The organism is Nocardia sp. NPDC049149 (assembly GCF_043197455.1).
Taxonomy (GTDB): Bacteria; Actinomycetota; Actinomycetes; order Mycobacteriales; family Mycobacteriaceae; genus Nocardia.
Genome location: NZ_JBICTD010000005.1, coordinates 715,794 through 742,442, shown reverse-complemented (window position 1 = coordinate 742,442; position 26,649 = coordinate 715,794). Strand labels below are relative to the sequence as shown.

Sequence of the window (26,649 nt, the reverse complement as noted above, 5' to 3'; positions counted from 1 at the left end):
AGCAGGCTCCATCATGGCGATAATTGTGCTCGGTCGAACATGACTTCCCAGAGCTGATGGGTCTGAACTGGCGGCCGCGTCGTATGCGGACTACGGCTGGCTGGCGCTATAAGTCGTATCTATCAACGGACGCCGGTGAGCTGGAAGCGCAGCGAGCATCGCCCGAAGGCCACCTGATCGACCACCTCAACGATTTCTCAACCACCACGTCTTCAGCGACTATCGCCGCACCCTTCTCGCCAGCCATGATCTCGGCATCGCCGCCGCCCGCAACCACGCAGAACAGCTCGCCGCTGTGCGGCGCGATATTGCCGACATCGACCGCAAAGCCAAACGCCTCGTCCGCAGCCTGGAACTCGTCGATGAACCCGACCAGGAACTCATCCGCGACATCAACGACCGCCGTCACGAACTGCGCGATCAACAATCACAACTACGCGAACGGCTCAAAGAGTTGGAAGACGAGCACCAACTCGTGCCCAACCCGGAGCTGATCGAATCACTTCCCACCGGCCACGTCCGTGTCGAGCAGATGCCCGAACAACTCGCCCGGACCTTGTTCGAAGCCCTACGCCTCGAAATCCGCTACAACAAGAGCCAGCACCGGGCGACCTACCGCATCACCCTCTCGGGCCTGACACTGGCCGCCGCGCAACGCACCGCCAAAACCGCCATCACAGGAAAACGCCAGCGGCACCACGCATCCAACGTCGCGGACGTTCCCATGTTCGCTGTGCCCTCGGCAGGATTCGAACCTGCGACACCCGCTTTAGGAGAGCGGCTTGTATCCGATTTGCTGGGTATTGGTGTAGTGGGCATCGTTGGTCAGGATGGCTCCACCTGCGGATTTGGTGATGGGTTCGTTGGTGACGATCGGTCGTGTGTGGCGGCGCTGCGTACGAACTGCGTACGAAAGTCGCGGGGGTGTGATGCTCCGCGACTTCGTCGTGTCTGGCCGAGGCTCCACGTGCGGAGTCTGTCACTAGACTCGTTCAGCAATTCATCCGTTTCAGCGACTTCTCTTCCCCCTGCTTCCTCATACTGGCTGTCCTGTGCTGAAGGAGGGCTAGTCAAGGGTGGCCTCGGCCATCGCGTAGCGACGCGCAGCGCCCTTTACTCGCCCGTAGTGAAGTCAGATACTTTGGCCACCGGGGAAGCTGGGAACCTTGGCTATGCGGGTATCACTCCGACCGTCCGCTTCCGGCCGCCTGCCCGAAGAAGAAGCCCAGGATCAGCAAGAAGCCACTGGCCAAGATTTCCGGGACATCCGTGTGGATGAACATTGCAACGACCAGGGCTAGAGTCAGAACACCGAGTAGAACAGCACCTACAAGAACTGCGACGGGTTCCCGTTCAAGCATGAGTTTCCACCGCTGCCAGTTGCGCTCTTTGATCTCGGCTTCATGGACGGCCTGTCGCATCTTTTCGGCCGCTTCGGTCGATTTCGCTTCAAGGGCGGTTCGTTGCTGTTCGCGTGCGAAGTCAGCGATGAGGCTTGTGAGGTCTGCACGCAGCTCGGGATCCTGAACTTTGGCTTTGACCGCACCTTGCAGCGCGACGACCTGCTCTTTTGCCTCAAGTCTTGACACTAGGTCACGAATGAAAGATTTGAGGTTTCTCAGTCTTGGTCGGATGTCATCTTTTAGAATCTCGAAGCTCGGACTCGCCGACAGCGGACTACCGTCGGGGGCAACCCACCCTTCAGGGAAGTCCAATACCAGGTCATAGGCGGCACGCAGCTCGGGCAGGGACAACTTTTCAAGGTCGTGCCCGTTCATGCCGTTTTGTTGAAACAATGAAGCATAAGTTTTCCCGGAGATATCCGAGCTTGTGCCCATGTCGCTCCCCTGCTCACACGAATCAGACTTAGAAGCTGAGGATACCGGGCCTTGAGACAGAGCCCCGTCGATAAGGTGTCGTGTGCGACTGTTCGGCATCGGATTTCGTTCAGCAATTCATCCGCGCAGGTCAGCTCGGTTTCGAAGTTCCTGCGACCGGACCACAGCCAGGCCCCACGAACGAGTGCCGGCGGATTCAGTGGGCAGCTGCGGGAGGTAGGTCGGGGACGGCTCACGAAGTGCCCAGCACTGCTCGGTGAATGAAAAAGCGGCCAGTTCTGAGGAGTCCGCGTGATGCCACGTCGCCGAAGCGGATGCCAGAACACGCGAACAGGTCCATATGCGCTCCGGCGCGTAGCGCCGTCGGTGCGCTCTTGATGACGTGGCCGCGAAGCTGGACAGCGCACGCACCGATTTCGCTACTGCGTACTCTCTGCGTACCAAACCGGGCGCGGTGGTCATAGACCTGGGTACGAAAACGGCCTGACCTGCGGCGCAACTGTGCCCTCGGCAGGATTCGAACCTGCGACACCCGCTTTAGGAGAGCGGTGCTCTATCCCCTGAGCTACGAGGGCTGACCTGGGGGCGATGGGGTGCCCGCCGGGACTTCCGGGGAGTCTACCGGGTCGGTGTCGTTGAGGCCGCATCGATTCCTTCGGGCTTGGTCCCCTTGGCGATGATGTAGTCGGCCCATGGGCCCCAGAGGGTGAGGCCGGGGCGGCTGAAGGCGAGGCGGAGGGCGGGGTTGACGCGGCGCATGTCGGGGTCGCGGAGGCGCTTGCTGAGATAGTCGGCGAGTGGCGCGTAGACGTGGCGGCGGATCGAGTAGACGGTGACGTCGGTGAAGCCTGCGGCGACGAGGGCCTGGCGGTAGCGGTGGATGTCGAAGAAGTCGCGGTCGCGTACGGCGCCGGGCATGCGGCGGACGCCGGGCCGGTCGGTGAGCTGGACCATGGCCTTGGCCGCGTTGTTCGTGCGCGGCACGATGTCGGCGGTGACCAGCATGCCGCCGGGCTGGAGGACGCGGTGTGCTTCGGCGAAAAATCTTGGGTAGGAAGGGAAGTGGAAGGCCGACTCGAGTGCGGTGACTTTCGTGCACGATTCGGCCGGTCGGGGGAGTGCGATCGCGGAGCCGTATTCGTAGCGAATGCGGTCGCTGAGTCCGAGTTCGTCGGCGCGCTTGCTGGCGATCTCGATTTGTTCGACGGCGATGTTCACGCCGACGATCTGTGCGGGCCCGAATTCCTTGGCCCACAGGAAGTCTTGGTCGCCATAGCCGAAGCCGACATCGAGTTGGGTGTCACCCGGGCCGAGTTCGGCTTCGCGGCCGACCAGCCGCGCCAGGTCTCTGCTCGCTTCGTCGAGGGTGGCCGGATTGTCGCGCCAATAGCCGAGATTGATGAACAGCGAGTCTTCGCCGAAGAGGTTCTGCGGTCCGACTACGTCGTAGGCCCGGCCGACTCGTTCACCGGACGGCAGGAGCGGCACCTTCGCCCATTCGTAGCATTCGCGGGCCCAGCGCAGCGATCGGTGGCGCAGATCCTCGACCGGGATGTCGGCAGTGGTCAGCGTCATGAGACCTCCAGCGCTCAGCTCTCGCCCGGTTGCCGCCAGCCAATCCGGTATCGAGATGCTGACAGTCTCAGACAGTTTCGGGCTGCCGTCAAGAGCCGCTGGTCAGCCGGTTGTCAGAGGTCGACCCGCTCCCATGGCAACGCTTCGCGCCAGCCGTCGCGCTCCGCCACCCAGTCGTTGAGGATCCGGACCATCTGCTCGAAGGCAGGTGAATGGGCCATGTCCCATGGCTCTTGATCACGGATGGTGGCGCCGAAGTGCTTGTCTGGCCCGCCCTCTCGATACTCGATGGAATAGCCGTGGCCGTCCTCTGGCCGTATCTCCTCATCGAGGTGCACCTGAATGTAGTGCTGTCCCACCGGTGTCAGATCCAAGCGTTCCACGATGGCGAACGGACAGCTGAAGTTCATGTCTGCGAGCAGATCGTGCAACGCCGTCTCGGAGGGGTCGTCGATGACTTCGTCGGGATCCGCGGTCGTCACGCGAATGCGGGCAGTATCGCTCATGCTGTGCCATCCTGCCGGTTGCTGCCGGAGCGTGTCACTCGCCGCCGGTGAGAAGCCAGCGCACCGCGCGATCGAAAGCGGCGTCGTGGTCCGCGCTGAACTCAGTGTCGGTGAAGACCGGCTCGATCAGTTCGGGCGGTATTCCGGTGCTGTCGAAGGTGTGTCCGTCGGAGGTCAGGAATTCCTCGTTCGGCACGCCGAACCACCAGTCCGCGTGCCGGGCGCCTGGCAGCTTGCGCTCCATCACGTCGGAGTACACGCCCTGCGTCGGCTGGCCGATTCGTGTTGTCGGCCAAGGGCGTTCGAGCATGGCCTGGGTGAAGGTCTCGCCGGCGCTGACGGTGGAGCCGCCGGTCAGCAACGCGACGGGACCGGTGAACGCGGTACGGGCAGGCACGACGCGCTGTGGCTGCGGACCGCTGGTACGGGTCTTCTTCGCGTAGGCGAAGTAGGGGCGATCGGTGAGCCGAGCCGCCAACTGCAGGCCGAGGCTGTCCGAGCCGCCGCCGTTGACGCGTAGATCCAGCACCAGTCCGCGCAGCCTGGCCAGTCGGTCGGTGGTGAAGATCGCATCGAGGGCGCGGTCGAGTTCGGCGCTGTCGGCGGCGAAGGTGCGCTCGGTGGTGTATCCGCTGAACGCGGACACCCGCAGGTACCCCTGCTGTCCGGGCAGGTCCGCGTAGCCGATGCGGCCGTTGGCGTACTCGATGAGCGGCTGCTGGAGGTCGCGGCGTTGGACGAATTCCCGGACCTGCTGGTCGAATTGGGGACTGGGCATGGTGGTTCCTGGCCGGGTCATGCCGAAAAACCCGGTGTCCCCCGCCGATACCGGCACATGCATGTCGTGCAACGGTGCGACCATGTCGCGCAGCACGGCAAAGAGTTCGACGTCGTCGCCGCGCTCATCGGCGCCGCGAGCACGGTCGCGGAAGGTCTCTCGAACCTGTTGCCAATCAATACCTTTCGCCGTGAAGAACGGGTAGTTCTCCTGGAACGTCTGCCAGAAGACGTCGAATGTGGACGGTTCGGCCGTGTCGGCGCACGGCGCTGGCAGTCCAGGGATTCGATGGAGCGCACGATCGCCGGGGGATCCATCGATGTGCAGCGTCGCCCGATCCGGATTGTCGCCACGGCGGAGGGTGGAGACGTCCTTGTCCTCTGTCACGTACCTGCCCGGACTCCCGGCGCGGGTCGCCGTGGTGTCCTTTAGACAGCTGAGTGCGGTCAGCTGAAAGGTCTGCATCGTGTCGCCGTGCAACGCGAGTGCGGTCCCGTAGTCGTCCACCTGCCAGAATCCGGCCGGAAAGTCGACGTCGGCCGGACGCTCGGCGGGTCGACCGCAGGCGGTGGTGAGCGCACCGACCGCAATGAGTGCGGCGACGATGGCCGCGGTTCTGTTGCGCAGCATAGGCATTCGTCAAAGGTCCAACACAGCCGCCGGTCACGGCAACCGTGTGGGCACGCGAGTGCGTGGTGTGGCTAGCCGTACTACACGGATGTCTCAGCCTCCAACGGCTACCGCGCGGGTTCCTCAGAACCCGCCGTCGAATCCACCGCCGCCGTCGAATCCGCCGCCGTCGAAACCATCGAGCCCGCCGTCGTCGAATCCGCCTGCGTCGCCGCCGGATTGGTAGCCGCCCGCGTCCGAACCGGGGTCGTACCCGGCGGGCTCGGCGCCGGATTCGTAACCGCCGCCGTCGAACCCGCCGTTGTCGCCGGCGGCCAGCCCGTCCTGGTACCCGTCGCCGTACCCGCTCTCGAACCCCTGCACGTCGTATCCGACGCCGGACATCCCGGAGAACAGCGAGGAGAACAGCAGCGCAGAACCGAGACCCCAGGCCCCGGCGACCAGGGCCGGCTTCCACCACGGCTCGGAGTACCAGCCCGCGGGCACCGGGCGGCCCGCGACCCGCCCGCCGGGGTAGTAGTTGGGCGTCGCCGGCGAGGGGTTCGGCGAGGCCGCGATCTCCCGGCCGTCGTGTTCGACGACCCTGTCCTCGGTGACCTTGCCTGCGGCATCCTGCCCGTCGAGCGCGGGGACGGCGGGACCTGGGTCCATGCCCATCGCCTCGCGCGCGGCACGAATGTAGTAAAGCCCTTCCAGCGCAGTCTGTTTCGCCAGTCTCGCCTGGGCGGGCGTGCGTGCCTGGTCGAGCTGCGACCCGGCGGCCAGATGCCGCTCGGACGCGTCGACCAGCGCCTGCTTGGCGGCGTCGTTGCTGCCGCTGAGGTTGTAGACCTGGCCGCCGAGCCGCTCGTTGACTTGGCGGGCGTCGGCAAGCGCGTCGGCGAGCTGGGTCGCCGTCCGTTGCTTGTTCTGCCGGGACAACACGAGGGTGACGGCGGCAATCGCCACGATCAGCACGATGATCACTAGCCACAACACCGCGGATACCTCTTCCGTCGCCGAGTCCAGATACCGTCCAGTTTACTGGGCGCTTGCTGAGACTCCGCTGAAACGAGGGCACCGCCACACCGGTGGCATTGCGTGGATTACGGGGTGGCGGCCTGCGCCTCTGCGTAGTCTGCCGGGTCGAAAGCCCTTGTCTTCCAACGGTAGAGCACCGTGGCCCCTGGCCAATTGTTGGTGATGCGGCCTGCGGCGTTGCGATACCAGCTGGAGCAGAAGTTCCACGGCGTATCTTTCAGCCGCCGCTGCAGCCAGTCGTCCCACTGCTGCTCGGTGCCCGCGCGGGCGGCGAGATGGCGGCCGGGCCGGTCGGTGAGGTACTGCGCGACCTGGCGGATGTAGCGGGCCTGCGCTTCGAGCATGTAGATGATCGAACCGGAGCCGACGTTGGTGTTCGGGCCGTACATCATGAACAGGTTCGGAAAGTTCGGCACGGACAGGCCGAGGAAGGCGCGCGCCCCTTCCTCGCCCCAGACGTCGGCGAGCTTGCGGCCGCCGATGCCGTAGATGTTCATCGGCGCGAGGAACTCGGTGCCCTTGAATCCGGTGCCGTAGACGATCACGTCGACCTCGTGGTCGACGCCGTCGGCGGTGCGGATGCCGGTCGGGGTGATCGCCTCGATCGCGGTGGTTTCCACCGTGACGTTCGGCTGGGCCAACGCAGGGAAGTACTCGTTGGAGAACAGGCCGCGCTTGCAGCCCGCCGCGTAATCGGGGGTCAGCTTCGCCCGTAGACCGGTATCGGGAACCTGCTTGGCGCGATGGCGGTCGGCGAGTGCGATCACCGGGGTCTTCATCGCCGGAATGTCGGTCAACGCCAGCGCGAGCACCTCGAAGATCGACCAGATCGCGAACCGCTCGGCGAGCCGGGTCGGCGGCAGGTACTTGAACACCGCCTTGTGCATGTCGCTGTATTCGGTGTCGAACTTCGGGAGCACCCAGGCCGCCGACCGCTGGAACAGCGTGAGGTGCGCGGCCGTCGGCTGGATGCGCGGAATGTATTGGATCGCACTGGCTCCGGTGCCGATGCAGGCGATGCGCTTGCCGGTCAGCTCGACGCTGTGGTCCCACTCGGCGGAGTGGAAGGCGGGTCCCGCGAAGGTATCGATGCCAGGAATGTTGGGCATGGCAGGCCGCGACAGCTGCCCGACCGCAGGCACCAGAATGTCCGCGGTGAGCTGGGCGCCGTCGGCCGTGGTCACGGTCCACTGGCCGGTCTGCTCGTCGAACTCGGCGTCGGTCACCTCGGTGCCGAACCGGATGAAGCGCGGCAGCTCGTGTTTCTCGGCGACCCCGCGCATGTACTCGTGGATATCGCGCTGCTCCGAAAACCGCCGTGGCCAATCGGTTTTGGGCTCGAACGACCACGAGTACAGCGGCGAGGGCACATCGCACGCCGCGCCGGGGTAGGTGTTCTCCCGCCATACGCCGCCCAGATCCTCGGCGCGTTCCAGGATGGTGAAGGTGTCCAGCCCGGCCCGCCGCAGCTCCAGCGCGATGCCGAGCCCGGCGAATCCGGCGCCGATGATGATGATGGACGGGGTCGTCATGATCCGAGCGTAGAACCTGAACCCGCAGGTCCGAAGAGATCCCCGGTCATAGAATCAACATTTTCGGCCACGCCGCACCGGTGGATCCGCACCCTTTCCGTGGATCGGCACTGGCTCTGGGCCGTCAGAGCCAGTGCGGATCCGCAGCAGCGGTGCGGTCAGTGTCCGGCGAGCTGGCGGGCGATGACGAGGCGTTGGATCTGGTTGGTGCCCTCGAAGATCTGCATCACCTTGGCCTCGCGCATGTAGCGCTCCACCGGGAAGACCTGGGTGTAGCCGTAGCCGCCGAGGACCTGGACGGCGTCGGTGGTGACCTTCATGGCAGCGTCGGTCGCGATCAGCTTCGCGACGCTGGCCTGGCGCGAGTAGGGAAGCCCCGCGTCGCGGCGGCGGGCCGCGTCGAGGTAGGTGGCGCGCGCCGAGTCGACCGCCGCCGCCATGTCGGCGAGCACGAAGCCGAGCCCCTGATGGTCGATGATGTGGCGGCCGAAGGTTTCTCGCTCCTTGGCGTAGGCGACCGCGTCGTCGAGCGCGCGCTGTGCCAAACCCGTTGCGACGGCGGCGATGCCGAGACGACCGGAATCCAACGCACTGAAGGCGATCGAAAGTCCTTGGCCCTCTTCACCGATCAGCCGTTCGTCGGGCAGGAACGCGTCGTCGTAGGCGGCGGTGGTGGTCGGCACGGCGCGCAGGCCCATCTTCTCCTCGGGCTTGCCGAAGCTCAGGCCCTCGGTGTCGCGGGGCACCAGGAAGCACGAGATGCCGCGCGAGCCTTCGCCGGTGCGCGCGAACAGGGTGTAGAAATCGGCACGGCCGCCGTTGGTGATCCACGCCTTCGCCCCGGTGACGCGGTAGCCGCCGTCGACCTTGGTCGCCCGGCAGCGCAGCGCGGCCGCGTCGGAACCGGCGTGCGGCTCGGACAGGCTGTACGCGCCGATGGTCTCGCCGGACAGCATGTCCGCGAGCCAGCGCTGCTGCTGTTCGCCGGTGCCGAAGGTGAACAGCGGGTGGCAGGACAGGCTGTGCACGCTGACGGCCACCGCGACCGCGGCCCACCGCGCCGCCAGCTCCTCCAGCACCTGCAGATACACCTCGTACGGCTGCGCACCGCCGCCGAATTCCTCGGGATACGGCAGGCTCAGCAACCCCGCCGCACCGAGCGCGGGAAACACACCGTCGGGAAACGTCCCCGTCTTCTCGCACTCGACCACCCGCGGCTCCAACACCTTGTCGGCGATATCGCGAGTCAACTCGAGCAGGTCCCTGGCCTCGGCCGTCGGCAGCATTCGATCCACTGGCATGCCCCCTACGCTAGTGCCCCGTCCAGGAAGTTCGGCACGCTTCCCGGCGGCCCCGGACGAGGCACGAGTGGTACATGGCTGCGGCGAATCGCGAGAAGACCACTCCATGGTGTGCCACTCGTCGGGCGCCTGCCGCAAAAGGTGCGGTGGTACGGAACATGCTGTGCGCGTGCTCTATCCGGTAGTCGGTAGATTCGAGCGGGAACCGGCGGGAAGGAAGTCGATGATGCGCGGTTTCTCTCGTGCGGCGTTCGTTGTGCTTGCGTTGTTGGCGTCGGGGGTTCAGTTCTTGATGGCAGGTGCGCAAGTCGCGCAGGCGGCACCGTCGGACGCGCTGGTGGTCGAGCGGACTTTCGCCAACTCGGCGGGCGCGCGGGACTACTACCTGCATGTGCCGCCCGGTGATCCGGCGGGCAAGCCGTTGATGATCTATCTGCACGGGTGCACCGATCCGCAGCGGCAGTTGGTGGACACCGGGTTCTCGCTGACGAAGGTCGCGGACGAGCTCGGCTTCGTGCTCGCCTATCCGATCCAACCGGCGACGGCGAACGAGCGGAACTGCTGGAACTGGTTCGCTCCGTCCGATCAGCACCGCGGACAGGGGGAGGCGTCGATCATCGCGGACCTCACCACGACGCTGATCGGTGAGTTCGGGTTGGATCGCACGCGAGTTTACGTCGGCGGATATTCGGCGGGTGGTGCGATGTCGACGGTCATGGCCGCGACCTACCCCGACCGGTATGCCGCGATCGCGCCGATGGCAGGCGGGCCGTATCAGCTGAATCCGCAGACGTTTTCGGCCGATCTGACCGGTGCGTCGATTGTCGAGGCGATGGGCTCGCTTGCGCGTCCGGTGCCCGGGTTCTTCCTGCAGGACTTGGCGGATCAGACGAGCCTGTATCCGATCGGGCGCACGAATCTGGTGCAGTGGCTCGGCGCATACCGACTCGCGGGGGATGACGGGGTGCCCGCGGCGCCGAGTTCGGTCACCGCCACCGCCGCACCGGTGCCGACCACGGTCGAGCGCTACGATGTCGGCGGCTGCGCGCTCGCCGAGTTTCGGACGCCGATCGGGCCCGATCACCTCGGTGGTGGCCTGCTGATGCAATCCGCGCAGGGCATCGACCTGCAACGCGCCATGATGAATTTCCTGCTGGCACATCGCCTCGGCGGCGCACGTCAGGCCTGTGGCTGAGTAGTAGCCCAAAACGGACGTAGACGACCGGTCGGCACGCGATGCACGTGCAAATGTGAACACACGCCCCGAGCGCGTAGTTTGCTGCGCCACGGTCGAATTCGCGCAGGTCACAGCTGATAGTGCCGCGGGCCCGAACGCGGGCGGGTGGCACGTTGTGTCTCATTAGGGTGTTAATCGGCCGGTCGTGTGGCGCAGCAACGCCGTGGCGACTAAGACGGTGGGTGGTGCGATCGGGACGGACCGGCATGTCGGCGGCCACGCAGGGGGTGTCGCCGCCATTCCGGTCCGTGGGGGACTTGGACATCGCCGCAACCTCTTTCGTTGGTCTATTATCTGCGTATGAATGCAGATAGCCAGGAAGGTCGGCCCTTACCGGCCGATGACCAGGTGGATCTGGTCGTCGAGGTCTTCCGGATGCTGGCCGACGCGACCAGGGTTCGGCTGCTGTGGGCGCTCGTCGATCGCGAACTCTCGGTGAACGACCTCGCAGGCTACATCGGCAAACCCGCTCCCTCGGTCTCCCAGCACCTGGCGAAGCTGCGGATGGCACGCCTGGTCAACACGCGCCGCGCAGGCACAACGATCTTCTACAGCCTGGAGAACGAACACGTCCGCCAGCTGGTGGTCGACGCGGTCTACAACGCCGAACACGCGGGACCCGGCGTCCCGCCGCATCATCGCGGCGACAGCACCGTGCGCGCGTTGCCCAGCGACCGCGCCGCGCAATAGCGACCTGCACGAAACATCTGACTGGACAAAGTATTTCGGAGCGTGACGGCGTGAACATGGCAGAACACGGCAACAGCAACGCGCATGTGCACGATCACGGCGACGGACCACACACGCACACGCATCCAGCAGGCTGGCGCGGGGTGTTGCGGGAAATCTTCGTCCCGCACAGTCACGACGCGGCGGACAGCGTCGACGACGCGTTGGCGGCGAGCACGGTCGGCATCCGTGCGGTGAAGATCAGCCTGGTTGTCCTCGGGGTGACGGCGATTGCGCAACTGCTGGTGGTTGCGGCGTCCGGGTCGGTGGCGCTGGCGGCGGACACGGTGCACAACTTCTCGGACGCGCTGACCGCGGTGCCGCTGTGGATCGCGTTCGCGCTGGGTCGCCGGGCGGCGACGCGACGCTATACCTATGGGTTCGGCCGTGCGGAGGATCTCGCCGGGCTCTTTGTCGTCGGGATGATCGCGCTGTCGGCGTTGATCGCCGGCTATCAGGCGGTGCGCAGGCTGATCGACCCGGTGCCCATCGAACACCTCGGTTGGGTGGCCGCCGCCGGGGTGATCGGCTTTCTCGGCAACGAGACCGTCGCGCTGTATCGCATCCGCGTCGGCAGGCGCATCGGCTCGGCCGCGCTGGTCGCCGACGGCCTGCACGCGCGCACCGACGGCTTCGCCTCGCTGGCCGTGCTGTTCGGCGCCGGCGGGGTGGCGCTCGGTGTCCCGCTGGCGGACCCGATCATCGGCCTGCTGATCACCGTCGCCATTCTCGCGGTGCTGCGGACCGCGGCCAGGGATGTGTTGCGGCGCCTCATGGACGCGGTCGAGCCGGGACTGGTGACCGCCGCCGAGCACGCGCTCGCCGCCGAGCCGGACGTGCAGCGCGTGCGCAGCCTGCGCATGCGCTGGATCGGCCACCGGCTGCACGCCGACGTCGAACTGGATGTCGCCCCGACGATCACCCTCGCCGAGGCGCACCGGGTCGCCCATCATGCCGAGCACACGCTCACCCACGTCGTCCCGAAGCTGAATACCGCCGTCGTCCACGCGTATCCGGCGCACTACGCCTGATCAAGAGAAGCGGCACTGATCGCCTAACATCTCGACAACTGATTTCGTCAGAACATGGGTAACTCCCTGGGCACCGGCTGACTTGCCGCAGTCGATACCGGCGGCCGCCAACGGGACTACCGTGACACATGAGTCTGGCCAAGATACTCGGAGAGGCGGACTAGCCTGTGATGTGGCTCATGGTTGAGGTGTGGGAACCATGTTGACGCGCGTCAGGAACCTGTCGAAACTGCCTGACCTGCTCCATCGGAGCTGGATTCCCGAGGATGTCGAGTCTGTCGCGACCATCGGCGCCGAGGCCGATCCCGTCGAGCTCGGCCTGCCCGCCGACTACGCCGACCGGATCTGGCGGCGGATGGTGCTGGTGTATCGCAGCGGTGTGCATCCCGCCGTTCAGGTCTGCGTCCGCAGGCACGGGGTCGTCGTCTTCGACCGCGCGCTGGGACACGCACTCGGCAACGGCCCGGACGACAGCCAGGAAACCCCGAAGGTGCTCGCCACGCCGAGCACACCGTTCGTCACCTATTCCGCGTCCAAGGGCGTCACGGCCTTCGTCGTGCATCTGCTCGTCGACCGCGGCCTGATCGATCTGCACGCACCTGTCAGCCGATACATCCCTGAATACGGTTGCCACGGCAAGGAATCCATCACCATCGGTCAGGTGCTCGCGCACCGCTCCGGCGTCGCGAACTTGCCGAGGGAGGCGCTGACCGCCGAGGCGGTCGCGGATCGTGAACTGCTGGTACGGAATTTGTGCGCGGTGCGCCCGTCCATGCCGCCGGGCCGCTTCCAGTCCTATCACGCGTTGTCCGGCGGCTTCATCCTCGGCGAGGTGGTGCATCGCGTCACCGGCAAGGACATTCGCACCGTGCTGCACGAGGAGATCCTCGGCCCGCTCGGTTTCCGCTGGACCAATTACGGTGCGGCGCCGCAGGATATCCCCGCCCTGGCCAGGAACTACCGCACCGGCATCACCCCGCTGCCGCCGCTGTCACTTGCGATGGACCGGCTGCTCGGCGTCTCCTTCGCCGAGGCCGTCGAAACCGGCAACGACCCGGCCTATCTCGGGGTCATCGCGCCCGCCGCGAACGTGATCAGCACCGCGAACGAACTGTCCCGCTTCTACGACATCTTCCGGCGCGGCGGCGAACTCGACGGCGTCCGGGTGATGCGTCCGGAAACCATTGCGGCCGCATTGGTTCCACAGTCCAGGATCGAACCCGACCTCGCCCTCGGGATGAACTTCGGCTTCGGCTACGGCCCGATGCTCGGCGGCCGCGTGGTCAGCCTGTACGGCCCCGACACCCGCCGCGCCTTCGGGCATCTCGGTTTCACCAACAACGCCGCATGGGCCGACCCGGAGCGTGCGCTCTCGTGCGCCGTGCTCACCAGCGGCAAACCGGTGTTGTATCCCGAGCTGATCCGCTGGATCGGTCTGCTGTACGGGATCACCGCGGAGACACCGAAGGTGGCCGAAACAGACTTGGCTTTCTGACTGGAAGTCACTGAAGAAAAAGGAGTTCCGATGTTGAGCACTATGCAGGACGAGCCGTTGTCGCTGGCGACGTTGCTGCGCTACGCATCGACGTTTGTCGGCGATGCGACCGTGTCCACCTGGACCGGTACCGGCGTGCGCACCATGACCTACCGTGAGCTCGGCGCGGACGCGGCGCGGTTGGCGAACGCGTTGCGTGGGTTGGGGATCGGCATCGGTGACCGGGTCGGCACCTTCATGTGGAACAACAACGAGCACATGGTCGCCTACATCGCGGCGCCCGCGATGGGTGCGGTGCTACACGCGCTCAACATCCGGCTGTTCCCGGACCAGCTCGTCTACGTGGCCAACCACGCCGAGGACAAGGTGGTGCTCGTCGACGGCACGCTGCTGCCGATGTTCGGCCAGTATCTGCCGAATCTGCGGACGGTCCAGCATGTCATCGTGGTCAACGGCGACGCGTCCACGCTGACCGCGCCCGAGGGCGTGCAGGTGCACTCCTACACCGAACTCCTTGCCGGGCAGCCGGACACCTACGACTTCCCGGTGCTCGACGAACGGTCCGCCGCGGCAATGTGTTACACCTCGGGCACCACCGGTGATCCGAAAGGCGTTGTGTATTCGCACCGCTCCAACTGGCTGCACGCGATGCAGGTGTGTTCGCCGAGCGGCATGGCCTTCTCCGGTCGCGACACCGTGCTCGCCATCGTTCCGCTGTTCCACGCGAACGCCTGGGGTATCCCGTACGCGGCGTTGATGTCCGGCGCGAATGTGCTGATGCCCGATCGGTTCCTGCAGCCGGGCCCGCTGCTGGAGATGATGGCGGCGCAGCAGCCGTCGTTCGCGGCCGCGGTGCCGACCATCTGGGGCGGCGTGCTGGCGGGCCTGTCCGCGCACCCGCAGGACATCACGCACCTGCGCACGGTGGTGGTCGGTGGCTCGGCGGTGCCGCCGTCGATGATGCACACGTTCCAGGAAAAGCACGGCGTGCGCGTCCTGCACGCCTGGGGCATGACCGAGACCTCGCCGCTCGGCAGCGTCGCGCACCCGCCGGTGGGTGTGACGGGCGAGGACGAGTGGGCCTTCCGCTATACCCAGGGCCGTTTCCCGGCCACCGTGCAGGCGCGACTGGTCGGCGACGACGGCACCGTGCTGCCGAACGACGGAGAGTCGCTCGGCGAGTTGGAAGTTCGTGGCCCGTGGATCACCGGCTCCTATTACTCCCCGGACGGTGTCGAGGTCGATCCGGACAAGTTCGACGACGGCTGGCTGCGCACCGGTGACGTCGGCAAGATCAGCAGGGACGGCTATCTGACCCTGGTCGACCGGTCCAAGGACGTGATCAAGTCCGGCGGCGAATGGATTTCGTCGGTAGACCTGGAGAACGCCGTGATGGGCCATCCCGCGGTGGCCGAGGCGGCCGTCATCGGCGTGCCGGACGAGAAGTGGGACGAGCGCCCGCTGGTGGCGATCGTGCTCGCCGAGGGCGCGGCGGCCAAGGCCGACGAACTGCGTGACTTCCTGGCCGACAAGTTCGCGAAATGGCAACTGCCGGAACGCTGGACGTTCATCGCCGAGGTGCCGAAGACCAGCGTCGGCAAGTTCGACAAGAAGCGGCTGCGTGCGCAGTACGCCGATGGCGATCTGACGGTCACCACCCTGAGCTGACCACACGGGGACGGCAGCCGGCGGAGCCGGCGGGGTGGGTGAGCACAGTTGGCCCGGCGCGGCGAAATCGCTTGCCGCGCCGGGCCACTGCGACTGTCGATCAGCAGTTACGCAGCTCCGGGCTCTGATTCAACAGCTGGGCCCTGGTGCCGATGAACGTGCTGTAGGTGTCGCCGCCGACGGCGGAGATCGGGAAAGCGGCCACCCGATGGCAGTTCTGGAAGGCGAGTTTCACGCCGAAGTGCCGTTCCAGCCCGCCGCGGATCGCGTCGGAGGCCATCGCGCGCAGCAGCTGTCCGCGTGCCACCTCGTCCGGCGGCGGCACCACGTTGTCGGCGTATTCCGCTGTGCCGGAGTGCAGTTCACCGGCGACCCGGCTGACCACTTCCCAGGCGTATGGCAACGAGTTGCGGACGACTTCGACGAAGTCGGCGTCGTCGACTTCGCCGCGTTCGGCGCGTTCGAGCAGTGCGGTGGGGACATCGAGGGACATAGCGCTCTCCTCCAAGGATGGATGGCCGATGCGATGCGTCTCGATTCTAATCGAAAGTCGTTGTCAACAATCCTGGATTCGCCGCGAAAGTGCTGCTTTCAGTGCGGCTTTCGTGTCGGCGGCCAGCGTGCGCACCAGTTCGCCGGCCGGTAGCTCCGTGGTCAAGGTGTGGGTCTGCCCCGCCCACATGTTCACATCGTCGTGGTTGCCCGTTGTCCTGGCCTCGGCCCGCAAAGGCGCGGTGGCGTAATGGATCTCCGGGTACGCCGCCGGTGCGGTCGCGCTGTGCTCGATCATGAATTGATTGCGCAGGCCACGCGCCCTGCGGCCGGTGAAGGCGCGGGTCAGCATGGTCGGCGTTGCCGCGCCGAGCGCGCCGCGATGGGTCGCGTTGGTGCCCGCCTCCGGGCAGCGCAGGAACACCGTGCCGAGTTGCACGGCCGCCGCGCCCGCCGCGAGTGCTGCGGCGATGCCTGCGCCGGTGCTGATGCCGCCGGTGGCCACTACTGGTCGGTCGGTCACCGCGGTCACCAACTGCAACAGCGCGAGCAGGCCGAGCGGATCGGTGGCGTCGTCCTCGACGCGGTCGACGAAGGTGGCGCGATGCCCGCCCGCCTCCGCGCCTTGCGCGATGAGCACGTCGGCGCCGCGCTCCACCGCGATGTGCGCCTCGCTCGGCGAGGTCACCGTCACCCAGATCTCGGAGCCGACGGCGTGCAGCCGATCGATCTCGGCGGCCGACGGGCAGCCGAAGGTGAAGGACACGACCGCGACCGGTTCGGCGACGAGCAGATCGAGTTTGGCGTCCCAGTCGTCGGTGTCGTACGTGGCCGCGCCGACCGTGTGGTCGCGGGCGAGCTCGGCCAGATAGTCGGCGAATGCGGCGGGCGGTGTGGCCGGACCTGGCACGAACAGATTCACGCCGAAGGGCGCGGCCGTCGCGAGGCGGGTGGTGGTGATCCGCGCCGCGGTGTCGGCGGCGCTGAGATATCCGGCGGCAAGCACACCGAAGCCGCCGGCTTCGGTGACCGCGACGGTCAGCTCGGGTGTGGAGGGTCCGCCCGCCATGGGCGCGAGCACGATCGGGACATTCAAGCCATCGATGATCACGGCCCCAGTGTGACCTACTGGACGCCTGACTCTGTATCTACCTGCGTTTATGCCGCATTAGGTTGCGAAATGGTCACGACGGGGTAGAGTTCCCATCACAACGGATGCCAAACCGTTACACCGCATAGCTTCACTAGATCGTTACAGAAGCCGGTGTGTGAGCAGGCCAGGCATCCGCTGAACCAATTGCTCTTCGGACGCAAGGACGCTGCTTTGTCGCACCATCGGGTAGGCCCCAGTTCCATAACCGTCATGAGCCTTATCGGCGATGATATTTCGGGTCGGCCGACGCGGCATCGCGTCGAGTCTACGTCGGCCGATCGCGTGAAGGTCGCCGCCGGAGTCGCGGTCGCCGCAGGCGCACTGATCGGCACGGCCGCGCAGATCGCCCCTGCCGTCGCCAGCCCGCTGCTGCCCGGCTCGCACGATGCCGACGAAGCCAAGGCGCCCGAAGCCCCGATGACCGTGCGCGGCACCGGAATTCTGCCGATGGTCACGCCCAAGGCGACCATGCCGATCGAAGACGCCGCCGTTCCCGAGGCGGCGCCGATCGCCGCCCAGAACGTCGCGCCCGTCGCCGCTCCGTTCGGCCTGCAGAACCTGCCGCCGGAGGTCGCCGGCCCGCTGGCGCAGGCCGAGCAGATCCTCAAGGGCGTGCAGCAGCAGGTGGCCCCCGCCATCCCGCAGATCCCCCAGGCGGGTGCGGTGCGACCGGTCGCGGGCGAGATCAGCTCCGGATTCGGTAGCCGCTGGGGCGAATTCCACTACGGCCTCGACTTCGCCGACCGCATCGGCGCCCCCATCCACTCCGTCAGCAACGGCACCGTGATCGAGGCGGGCCCCGCGTCCGGCTTCGGCCTGTGGGTGCGCGTGCAGCAGGACGACGGCACCACCGCCGTCTACGGCCACGTGAACGAGATGCTCGTGAACGTCGGTCAGCGGGTGAACGCGGGCGACGTCATCGCCACCGTCGGCAACCGAGGCAACTCCACCGGCCCCCATCTGCACCTGGAGATCTGGGACAACGGCGGCAGCAAGATCGACCCGATGCCGTATCTGGCAGCAAAGGGCGTGCCGCTGCAGTGGGGACCGTCGGCGCACTGATTCCACTGCCGGGCTTGCGATTCCAGCGATCACGCCACTCTCTGGCGTGCAAGGTTCCCCGCCAGGACCGGTCGGTCGTTAGGCTCGGTACGTGACAGACCTGGGCGACATCTTCGAGCCTGGATCACCGCACGGCCGTACCTATGCCGTGCTGGTGCATCATCCGCGGTCGAGTCTCACCGATATTGCGCAGTATCTGAGCGTTTCGGAGGAGACCGCGGCGGCTTCTTTGGACGTGTTGTGTGACTTGCATGCCGCGGTGCGGGTGCCGTCGCCGGACGGTGGACCGGTGGTGTGGGATGCCCATGCCCCGGAATCGTTGTCGGAGGCCGAGGCGCGGCGGCGACAACAACAGATCAACCAGATGCATACCGCCGCAGCGCGGCTCAGCGAGACGTTCCGTTCGGTGCGCCGCTCGCCGCGCAGCAACGGCGCCGTGGTTCCGGTTTTCGAGCGCCTCGAGATGCTGGCCGATTTCGAGGAGATGCAGACCGCCGCGCGCACCGGCGTCAAGGTCATCGAGCGCGGGCCCTATCTCAGCGACGCCGACCGCGAGCGACAACTGTTCCAGCTCAAGCGCGCTCGGCTCAGCGAAGGCATCCGCTACCAAACGCTGTACCAGGACACGATTTATCAGGACCCGGACCGGTTGCGGCACGCGCTGTCCACCAACGCCAGTGGGGCGCAGGCCCGCACGCTGCCGGAGCCGCCGTTCAAGATGATCATCAGCGACGACGAGCGCGCCAGCCTGGTGCTGCACGTCGACGAGCGTCGCCCGGATCCGATGGGGCTGCGGATCACCGACTCGCCCGCCCTCGACCTGTTGATCAAGACGTTCGACGTGTTGTGGTCGTTGGCCGCGCCGATTTCGGTGAACCCGACGGCGGAGGCTCTCGATGAACGCGACCGCGCGATCCTGACCCTGATGGGTCTCGGCGCCACCGACGACACCATCGCGCGCAGGCTCGGCATGTCACGGCGTACTGTCGTCCGCCGGACCGCGCGACTACTGGAGCGGCTCGGTGCGAGCACTCGATTCCAGGCCGGGGTGCAGGCAACTCGGCGCGGCTGGTTGTGACCTGACCCAACCGTCGCCCAACCACTACCCCTTGCGCGATCGCTGCGCGATGCTGATGCATTGATCCGGACTGCTGCGGCGGCCGGATCAATCCGAACACAGCAGGTGTGGACACCGAACAGTCCTTATATGATCGCTCGGACCGCGCTGGCCCGGAACGATGCGCTCCTGATATGGGTAGGGTCGGGTCCTTGCTCGACGCGAGAGGTGAATGCACTCGGATGGAAACTGCCCGCCGTTCCGCTCGTGGTAGCCGTCGCCGTAGGTCGGGCAGCCCGTTGTTCGGGCAGTTGCTCACCGCGGCCGTCGAATCCGCGGCCGCCGAGGTCGCCATCCGCTTCAACCCGTCGGGCGATATCGACGACGACCGGCAGCTCACCTACGCCCAGCTGGACACGGCTTCGTCGCGTCTGGCCCGGGAACTGATCGATCGCGGTGTCGGTCCGGGCGACGTGGTCGCCCTCGGCATCGCCCGCAGCCTGCAGTCGGTGGTCGCCGTGTGGGCGATCGCCAAGACGGGTGCCGCTTTTGTCCCGGTGGATCCGGCCCACCCGACCGAGCGGATCAATCACGTCCTTGCCGACTCCGGCGCTGTGTTCGGGCTGACCACCTCGGCGCATCGCCCGGTGCTCGGCACCGGGGTGTACTGGATCGAGCTCGACGACCCGGTGCAGTCCGCGCGGATCGCCGCCAGGCCTGAGCATCCGATCTCCTACACCGACCGGGTGCGTCCGCTGGACGAGCGGCATCCCGCCTATGTCCTCTACACCGGCGATGCGACGGGGCGGCCGACGGGCGTGGTGGTCACGCACACCGGCCTGGCCGGCTTGGTGGCCGCGGAGCGTGAGCACTACGACGTGAGCGCCGATTCGCGGGTGCTGCACGGGTGCTCGCCGAACGTCGATCTCTCGGTGCTCGAGTTGCTGCTCGCGTTCTCGTCGGGGGCGACGCTGGTGATCGCGCCGCCGTCGGTCGTCGGCGGCGGCGAACTCGCCGATCTGCTGCGGCGCGAACGGGTCACGCATCTGCTGAGCACACCGGGCGCCCTGGCCTCGGTCGATCCGGCAGGCCTTGACGACCTGCGGGTCGTGGTGGTGGCCGGCGAGAAGTTCGATCAGGAACTGCTCGGCCGCTGGGCGGCCGATCGCGAGCTCTTCCACGGCTACGGGCCGACCGAGGCCACCATCCTGGCCACCAGCACCGGGCAGCTCATGCCGGACGAAGCGATCACGATCGGCTCGGCGATCCCGGGAGTCGGTGCGTTCGTGCTGGATTCGCGGCTGCGGCCGGTGCCGCTCGGTGTGGTCGGCGAGTTGTATCTCTCGGGTACTGCCCTTGCACAGGGCTATCTCGGCCGCCCGGGGTCGACCGCGGAACGCTTCGTGGCCAGCCCGTACGGCGCCGACACCGGCCATCCCGGCGCACGGCTGTTCCGCACCGGAGACCTGGTGCGTCGCATGCCGTCGGCCTTGGGCGGCGATGCCTTCATTCGGGTGCTCGACGAGATCCCGCTGACCTCGGCAGGCCTGCCGGAGCGGGCGGCACTGCCGGTGCCGGTGTTCGCCGCCAAGGCCTTTCGTGCGCCGTCGACGCCGGTGGAGCAGGTCGTCGCCGACGTGTTCGCGGCGCTGCTGACGGCGGGGGACCAGGCACGCATCGGTGTCGACGACGACTTCTTCGCATTGGGCGGCACCTCGCTACTCGCCGCGCAGGCCGCGGACCGGATCGGTGCGGCGCTGCGGGTCCGGGTGCCTGCGCGGCTGGTGTTCGCGGCGACCACGGTGGCCGCGCTGGCCGAACGGGTTGAGCAGCATGCGAGTTCGGCCGCGGGACAGGTGCTGCAGGCCAGGCCGCGCCAAGCCAGGGTGCCGATGTCCTATGCGCAGCAGCGCATGTGGTTCCTGAACCGGTTCGACCCGGCCAGTGCCGTCGACAACATTCCGGCCGCCATGCGGTTGACCGGCCTGCTCGATCTGGACGCGTTGCGCGCCGCCATCGACGATGTCGTGGCGCGGCACGAGGTGCTGCGCACGCGCTACCCCGAGGTCGACGGCGCAGGCCACCAGCAGGTGCTGCCGCACGGCGACCCCGCTGCCGTCCCGGAATTCGTTGTCGCGCAAGCCAGTGCGTCCGAGGTGCCTGGACTGATCGCGGCGGCGGTGACGACGGGCTTCGACGTGACCGCCGCGCCCCCGGTGCGCCTGCGGCTGCTCGAGCTGAGCGAGAACGACCGGGTGCTGATCTGCGTGGTGCACAACATCGCAGGGGACGGCTTCTCGATGGTGCCGCTCATCCGCGACCTGATGGCCGCGTACCTGGACCGGGTGTGCGGCAGCGCGCCGGAATGGCCTGCGCTCGAGGTGCAGTACGCCGACTACGCGATCTGGCAGCGTGAGGTGCTCGGCGCCGCGGACGACCCGGAATCGGTGCTGGCCGAGCAGCTCGCGTATTGGCGGACCGTATTGGCCGGGCTGCCAGAACAAATGGAGCTGCCCGCGGATCGCCCGCGACCGACCGTGGCATCCCATCGCGGCGCCACGCTCGGCTTCGAGATCGATGCCGACGTGCACGCTGCACTGAACCGCCTTGCGCACAGCCACGATTCGACGCTGTTCGTGGTGCTGCACGCGGCGCTCGCGGTGCTGCTCGCCCGGCTGTCGGGGACCAGGGACATCGCCATCGGCACCCAGGTCGCCGGGCGGGACGAGGCCGCGCTCGACGGCTTGATCGGCACGTTCGTCAACACGCTTGTCCTGCGTACCGAGGTCGACTCCGATGCTTCCTTCGACGACCTGCTGCGCGAGGCGCGCCGGGTCGACACCGAGGCACTCGGCCATGCCGATGTGCCGTTCGCGCGGTTGGTCGAGTTGTTGGCGCCTGCGCGCTCGACGGCGCGGCATCCGCTGTTCCAGGTGCTGCTGACCTTCCAGAACCTGGCGGGCACCGAACTGGAACTGCCGGGGCTCTCGGTCTCGGCGATGGATATCGCGACCCCGCTCCGCGCGGTCGATCTGCAGCTCGAACTCGCGGAGCGGATCGATAGAGACGATGCGGCAGCAGGCATTTCGGCGATCTTCAGCTATGCCACCGACCTGTTCGACGAGGCGACGATCCAAGACTTCGCGGACCGCTTCGGCCGCATCCTCGCTGCGGTGGCGGCCGATTCCGCCGTGACCGTCGGCGATATCGACGTGCTTGCGCCCGGCGAGCGTGAACTGGTGCTGCACGAGTGGAACAGCCCAGGCGCCATGGTGCCCGAGGTGACGCTGGTCGATCTCATTGCCGCACAGGCACGCAGGCGACCGCACGCGGCCGCCATCCGCTTCGGCAACACCACGTTGACTTTCGGCGAACTGTACGGGCGGGCCAACCAAGTTGCCAGGGCGCTGATCGCGCGGGGCGCAGGCCCGGAATCCCTGGTGGCCGTTGCGGTCCCGCGCACCGATGAGCTGCCGGTCGCCCTGCTCGCGGTGCTCGCCGCCGGTGCCGGGTACCTGCCGATCGACACGACCTACCCCGAACAGCGGCGCGATTTCCTGCTCGCCGACGCCGCGCCCGTATGCATCCTGACCACCGTGAGCGAGCTGGAATCCGTTCCCGCCGGCAATATTCCGGTCATCGTGCTAGCGGACACGGCCGAGTACGCCGACACCCCGATCCGACCGGGCGAGCGGACCGCACCGCTGCGGCCGGACAACCTGGCCTGCGTCATCTACACCTCCGGCTCCACCGGCGTGCCCAAGGGCGTCGGCGTCACGCACCGCAATGTGGTGCAGCTGTTCGCGAACACCCAGACGCTGTTCGAGTTCGACGAGACCGATGTGTGGACGTTGTTCCACTCGTTCGCCTTCGACTTCTCGGTGTGGGAACTGTGGTGCGCGCTGGCCAACGGCGGCACCGTCGTCGTGGTCGACCAGCCGACCTGCCGGTCGCCGGAGCTGCTGCGCGAGTTGCTGATTCGCGAGCAGGTCACCGTGCTCAACCAAACCCCCTCGGCGTTCTATCGGCTCGCCGAGGCCGACCGGGCGGCGCACACCGATGAGGCCGAGCTCGCGCTGCGCTATGTGGTGTGCGGCGGCGAGGCACTCGACCTCCGCCAGCTGCCACGCTGGTACGACCGGCACGCGGCGGATGCGCCGTGGCTGGTCAATATGTACGGGATCACCGAAACCACGGTGCACGTGTCGTTCCTGTCGTTGGACGAGCAGCTGGTAGACAACGCGGCCAGCGTCATCGGTCGTGCGTTACCCGGCCTCGACGCCGCTGTGCTCGACGACCGATTGCACCCGTCCCCGGTCGGGGTGGCCGGTGAGATGTATGTCGCCGGTGCCCAGCTGTCCAGGGGCTACCTCGGCCGTCCCGCGCTCACGGCGGCCAGATTCGTCGCGAATCCGTTCGGCGCGCCGGGATCTCGGATGTATCGCACCGGCGATATCGGCCGCTGGGTCGGCTTCGGCGGCCAGGCCGCGCTCGAGTACGCCGGTCGCGGCGACCAGCAGGTGCAGCTGCGCGGCTTCCGCATCGAGCTCGGCGAGATCGAGTCGGCGCTGCTGCGCTGCCAGGGCGTCAGCCAGGCGGTGGTGCTCGTACATGCCGACGAACACGCGGGCGACCGGCTCGTCGGCTACGTGGTTGCGGACACCGGCACCACGCTCGACCCGGATGCGCTGCGCGGCAGCGTCGCCGAGTTCCTCACCGGCCAGATGGTCCCCGACGCGCTCGTGGTGCTCGACCAGTTGCCGCTGACCCCGAACGGCAAGCTGGATCGAAAGGCGCTGCCCGCACCGGAATTCATCGGCGCGGCGATGTTCCGCGCTCCGAGCTCGCCGGTCGAGCAGGCGGTGGCCGAGGTGTTCGGCGGACTGCTCGGCGCGGGCGAGGTCGGGCTGGACGACGACTTCTTCACCCTCGGCGGCAATTCGCTGCTCGCCACCAGGGTGGTCGCCCGGATCAATGCGGCGCTGGACGCCAACCTGGCGGTGCGCGAGCTGTTCGAGTCGCCGACCGTTGTTGCGCTGGCGGCCCGCGTGGTGCCGGGCGCGACCGAGGCGCCGCGCCCGCCGCTGGCCCGCGCGCCCCATGTCGATCGGGTGCCGTTGTCGCTTGCCCAGCAACGGATGTGGGTGCTCAACCAGGCGGACACGGAATCGTCGGCGTACAACATCCCGTTGGCGATCCGGTTGACCGGCGGACTCGACGTGCCTGCACTGCGGCATGCCGTCGCCGACGTGCTCGAGCGCCACGAGACCCTGCGCACCCGCTACCCGACCGACCCGTCCGGACAGGCCTATCAGGAGATCCTCTCGGTCACCGAGACGCTGCCCGGCGGGCTCGAGGTGTCGACCACGGCGGATCCACTCGGCCGCATCGCCGAGCTGCTGGCCACCGGATTCGATGTCACACGCCAGGTTCCGGTGCGTGCCCTGCTGCTGTCCGGCGGCTCGGACGATCACCTGCTCGCGCTTGTCGTACATCACATAGCGGCCGACAGCGCGTCGATGACACCGCTGGCCCGAGATCTGATGACCGCGTATCTGGCGCGGGTCGGCGGTAATTCGCCGCGCTGGTCGCCGCTCGAGGTGCAGTACGCGGACTTCGCGATCTGGCAGCGCGCGGTCATCGGCGCCGACGACGATGAGAACTCGCTCGCGGCAAAGCAACTCGCGTACTGGCGGGCGCAGCTCGACGGGCTCAGCGGCGAGATCGACCTGCCGCTGGATCGGCCGCGGCCCGCCGTCGGGTCGATGCGCGGCGCCACCACGGGCTTCGCGATGCCGCCCGAGGTGCACGAGGCGCTGGTCCAGCTTGCGCGGGAACACAATTCGACGCTGTTCACGGTGGTGCACGCCGCGCTCGCCGTGTTGCTCGCCCTGGAGTCGGGCAGCACCGACATCGCCATCGGCACCGCGATCGCAGGCCGCGGCGAACCCGCGCTGGAGGACCTGGTCGGCATGTTGGACAACACGCTGACGCTGCGCACCACCGTCGATCCGAGCGCGAGCTTCGCGGCGCTGGTCGACCAGTGCCGCATCACTGATCTCGGCGCCTTCGCCAACGCGGACATCCCGTTCGAGCGGGTGGCCGAGGCGGTCGCCGCGGGTTCCGCTGCCGCGCAGCAACCTTTGTTCGGCGTGGTGCTGTCGTTCCAGAACGACGAACAGCCGACGGTGCAGCTGCCCGGCCTGACGGTCACCGGATTGGACAGCGACGTGATCGCGGCGAAGGTTGACCTGCAGGTCAATGTCGACCCGCGGCATCACGCGGACGGCACGTTCGACGAGTTGGTCGCCGTGATCACCTATGCGACAGATCTTTTCGACGAGTCGACGGTGCAGGCGCTCAATCGCGGGCTGGCGCGGATCCTGGCGGCCGTTGTCGCCGATCCGCAGATCAGGGTCGGCGATATCGATCTGCTCGATCCCGAAGAGCACGAGCAGGTCGATGTCGCAGCCGAGCCGATGCTCGGTGCGCAGGTGCAGGTTATGGCCGGGCCGGAGCTGGAGTCCGGCCGGCAGGCACAGGTCGCAGCCGAGCCGATGCCTGAGCTCGGCCAGCAGAGGCAGGTCGCGGCGGATCCGATACCTGAGCTCGGCCAGCAGAGGCAGGTCGCGGCGGATCCGATACCTGAGCTGGGCCAGCAGGTGCAGGCCGAGCCGGCGTTCGGCCCCGTCGACGAGCGTGGGACGACGATCACCGCTACTGCGCTGACCCAGGCGCTGACCGCCATCGTCGAGGACGATCCGGACGGTCCCGCACTGGTTTCCGGCGAGGACTCGGTGTCGTACCAGGAACTCGACGCGCGCTCCTCGCGCCTGGCCAGGGTGCTCGCCGCCAGGGGCTGTGGCCCCGGCGAGGGCGTTGCCGTGCGGTTCGACCGCGGTGTCGACGCGGTCGTGGCGACCTGGGCCGTGCTCAAGGCGGGCGCCGCGGTGGTTCCGGTCTCGTCGGTTCGTGCGCTGCTTCCGGCCGGACCCGAGGTCAAGATCGGGCTCACCGCCGGTGCGGCGCCAACGGGTGCCGACCTCGACTGGCTGGTGCTCGACGATCCCACGGTCGTCGCGCAGATTGCGGCCGAGTCGCCGCGCCCGATGACCTACGCGCATCGCACCCGGGTATTGCGGGGGAGCGACCCAGTGTTCGTCGGGGACTGCACATTCAGCTACCGCGAGCTCGCCGTTGCCGCGGACCGGCTGCGGACCCGGACCGAGCTCACCTTCGAATCGCGGACCTTCCACCTGGGCGGTCCAGCCGAGCTGGCGCTGATCGAGGCGGTGGCCGCTGGCTCCTGCGGCGCCTCCGTGGTGCTGGTGCCCGACGATGCCGACTTGGCGGCGGCGCTCGGCGACGAGTGGGTCAGCCATCTGCTGATCGATCGAGCGAGCCTGGACGGGCTCGATCCGGCGGCCTTGCCGGATCTGCAGGCCGTGGTGCTCGCCGACGGTACCCATGTCGGCGCGGCATGGACGCAGGTGAGCGCCGTAGTCGGTGTCGCGGATCTGCTTCGGGCGGGGTAAAACCGGATAC

Annotated in this window: 18 protein-coding genes and 2 tRNA genes; 8 read left to right on the top strand and 12 right to left on the bottom strand. The window is 67.4% G+C overall.

All coding sequences use genetic code 11. From position 1 onward, the window contains the following. Positions 1 to 106: 106 nt before the first annotated feature. The 10 genes from ACGFNJ_RS23720 to ACGFNJ_RS23675 form a co-directional block, all read right to left on the bottom strand. Positions 107 to 424, bottom strand: a complete 318-nt coding sequence (locus ACGFNJ_RS23720) for a hypothetical protein (protein ID WP_393451943.1) — start codon at positions 422 to 424, stop codon at positions 107 to 109. A 310-nt stretch (positions 425 to 734) separates the two neighbouring features. Then, positions 735 to 797: transfer RNA gene (locus tag ACGFNJ_RS23715), tRNA-Ser, on the bottom strand. A 384-nt stretch (positions 798 to 1,181) separates the two neighbouring features. Beyond that, positions 1,182 to 1,838, bottom strand: coding sequence for a hypothetical protein (locus ACGFNJ_RS23710; protein WP_393451940.1), 657 nt, complete (start codon positions 1,836 to 1,838; stop codon positions 1,182 to 1,184). A gap of 502 nt (positions 1,839 to 2,340) precedes the next feature. Further along, positions 2,341 to 2,413 (bottom strand) — tRNA-Arg (locus ACGFNJ_RS23705). 43 nt (positions 2,414 to 2,456) lie between these two features. Continuing rightward, the gene (locus ACGFNJ_RS23700) at positions 2,457 to 3,413 is read right to left on the bottom strand and encodes an SAM-dependent methyltransferase (protein WP_393451937.1); all 957 of its coding nucleotides are present in this window, start codon (positions 3,411 to 3,413) and stop codon (positions 2,457 to 2,459) included. A 113-nt stretch (positions 3,414 to 3,526) separates the two neighbouring features. Beyond that, entirely contained in the window at positions 3,527 to 3,919 is a 393-nt protein-coding gene (locus ACGFNJ_RS23695; protein WP_393451934.1) for a hypothetical protein, read from the bottom strand. A 34-nt stretch (positions 3,920 to 3,953) separates the two neighbouring features. Then, entirely contained in the window at positions 3,954 to 5,327 is a 1,374-nt protein-coding gene (locus tag ACGFNJ_RS23690; protein ID WP_393451931.1) for a S41 family peptidase, read from the bottom strand. A 123-nt stretch (positions 5,328 to 5,450) separates the two neighbouring features. Then, a complete protein-coding gene (locus ACGFNJ_RS23685; protein WP_393451928.1) occupies positions 5,451 to 6,305 on the bottom strand; it encodes a DUF1542 domain-containing protein in 855 nt (284 codons plus the stop codon). Positions 6,306 to 6,412: 107 nt separating this feature from the next. Then, positions 6,413 to 7,879 (bottom strand): flavin-containing monooxygenase, encoded by a 1,467-nt coding sequence (locus ACGFNJ_RS23680; RefSeq protein WP_393451925.1) that lies wholly within the window; start codon positions 7,877 to 7,879, stop codon positions 6,413 to 6,415. 158 nt (positions 7,880 to 8,037) lie between these two features. Next, positions 8,038 to 9,180, bottom strand: coding sequence for an acyl-CoA dehydrogenase family protein (locus tag ACGFNJ_RS23675; protein WP_393451922.1), 1,143 nt, complete (start codon positions 9,178 to 9,180; stop codon positions 8,038 to 8,040). A 223-nt stretch (positions 9,181 to 9,403) separates the two neighbouring features. Here ACGFNJ_RS23675 and ACGFNJ_RS23670 point away from each other — a divergent pair, with 223 nt between their 5' ends. The 5 genes from ACGFNJ_RS23670 to ACGFNJ_RS23650 all read left to right on the top strand — a co-directional run bounded on the left by ACGFNJ_RS23670 (position 9,404) and on the right by ACGFNJ_RS23650 (position 15,340). Beyond that, the gene (locus ACGFNJ_RS23670) at positions 9,404 to 10,375 is read left to right on the top strand and encodes an alpha/beta hydrolase family esterase (RefSeq protein ID WP_393451919.1); all 972 of its coding nucleotides are present in this window, start codon (positions 9,404 to 9,406) and stop codon (positions 10,373 to 10,375) included. Between the two features lie 342 nt (positions 10,376 to 10,717). Further along, positions 10,718 to 11,107, top strand: a complete 390-nt coding sequence (locus ACGFNJ_RS23665; RefSeq protein ID WP_393451916.1) for an ArsR/SmtB family transcription factor — start codon at positions 10,718 to 10,720, stop codon at positions 11,105 to 11,107. 56 nt (positions 11,108 to 11,163) lie between these two features. Then, positions 11,164 to 12,177 carry a cation diffusion facilitator family transporter gene (locus tag ACGFNJ_RS23660; protein ID WP_393452267.1) on the top strand — a complete coding sequence of 338 codons (1,014 nt, stop codon included), beginning with the start codon at positions 11,164 to 11,166 and terminating at the stop codon, positions 12,175 to 12,177. A 199-nt stretch (positions 12,178 to 12,376) separates the two neighbouring features. Then, entirely contained in the window at positions 12,377 to 13,672 is a 1,296-nt protein-coding gene (locus ACGFNJ_RS23655) for a serine hydrolase domain-containing protein (RefSeq protein WP_393451913.1), read from the top strand. Between the two features lie 30 nt (positions 13,673 to 13,702). Further along, positions 13,703 to 15,340 carry a long-chain fatty acid--CoA ligase gene (locus tag ACGFNJ_RS23650; protein WP_393451910.1) on the top strand — a complete coding sequence of 546 codons (1,638 nt, stop codon included), beginning with the start codon at positions 13,703 to 13,705 and terminating at the stop codon, positions 15,338 to 15,340. A 100-nt stretch (positions 15,341 to 15,440) separates the two neighbouring features. Here the strand turns inward: ACGFNJ_RS23650 and ACGFNJ_RS23645 are convergent, their stop codons facing one another. Then, a complete protein-coding gene (locus ACGFNJ_RS23645) occupies positions 15,441 to 15,833 on the bottom strand; it encodes an SCO5389 family protein (protein ID WP_393451907.1) in 393 nt (130 codons plus the stop codon). Positions 15,834 to 15,896: 63 nt separating this feature from the next. Next, on the bottom strand, positions 15,897 to 16,943 hold the full coding sequence (locus ACGFNJ_RS23640; protein ID WP_393451904.1) for a nitronate monooxygenase: 1,047 nt from the start codon (positions 16,941 to 16,943) through the stop codon (positions 15,897 to 15,899). A 252-nt stretch (positions 16,944 to 17,195) separates the two neighbouring features. Between ACGFNJ_RS23640 and ACGFNJ_RS23635 the strand changes: the two genes are divergently transcribed. The 3 genes from ACGFNJ_RS23635 to ACGFNJ_RS23625 all read left to right on the top strand — a co-directional run bounded on the left by ACGFNJ_RS23635 (position 17,196) and on the right by ACGFNJ_RS23625 (position 26,639). Further along, positions 17,196 to 18,047: a M23 family metallopeptidase gene (locus ACGFNJ_RS23635; RefSeq protein ID WP_393451901.1), complete on the top strand. Its 852-nt coding sequence runs from the start codon at positions 17,196 to 17,198 to the stop codon at positions 18,045 to 18,047. A 91-nt stretch (positions 18,048 to 18,138) separates the two neighbouring features. Next, entirely contained in the window at positions 18,139 to 19,125 is a 987-nt protein-coding gene (locus ACGFNJ_RS23630) for a LuxR C-terminal-related transcriptional regulator (protein ID WP_069165374.1), read from the top strand. A gap of 221 nt (positions 19,126 to 19,346) precedes the next feature. After that, positions 19,347 to 26,639, top strand: a complete 7,293-nt coding sequence (locus ACGFNJ_RS23625; protein ID WP_393451897.1) for an amino acid adenylation domain-containing protein — start codon at positions 19,347 to 19,349, stop codon at positions 26,637 to 26,639. The last annotated feature ends 10 nt before the right edge of the window (positions 26,640 to 26,649 follow it).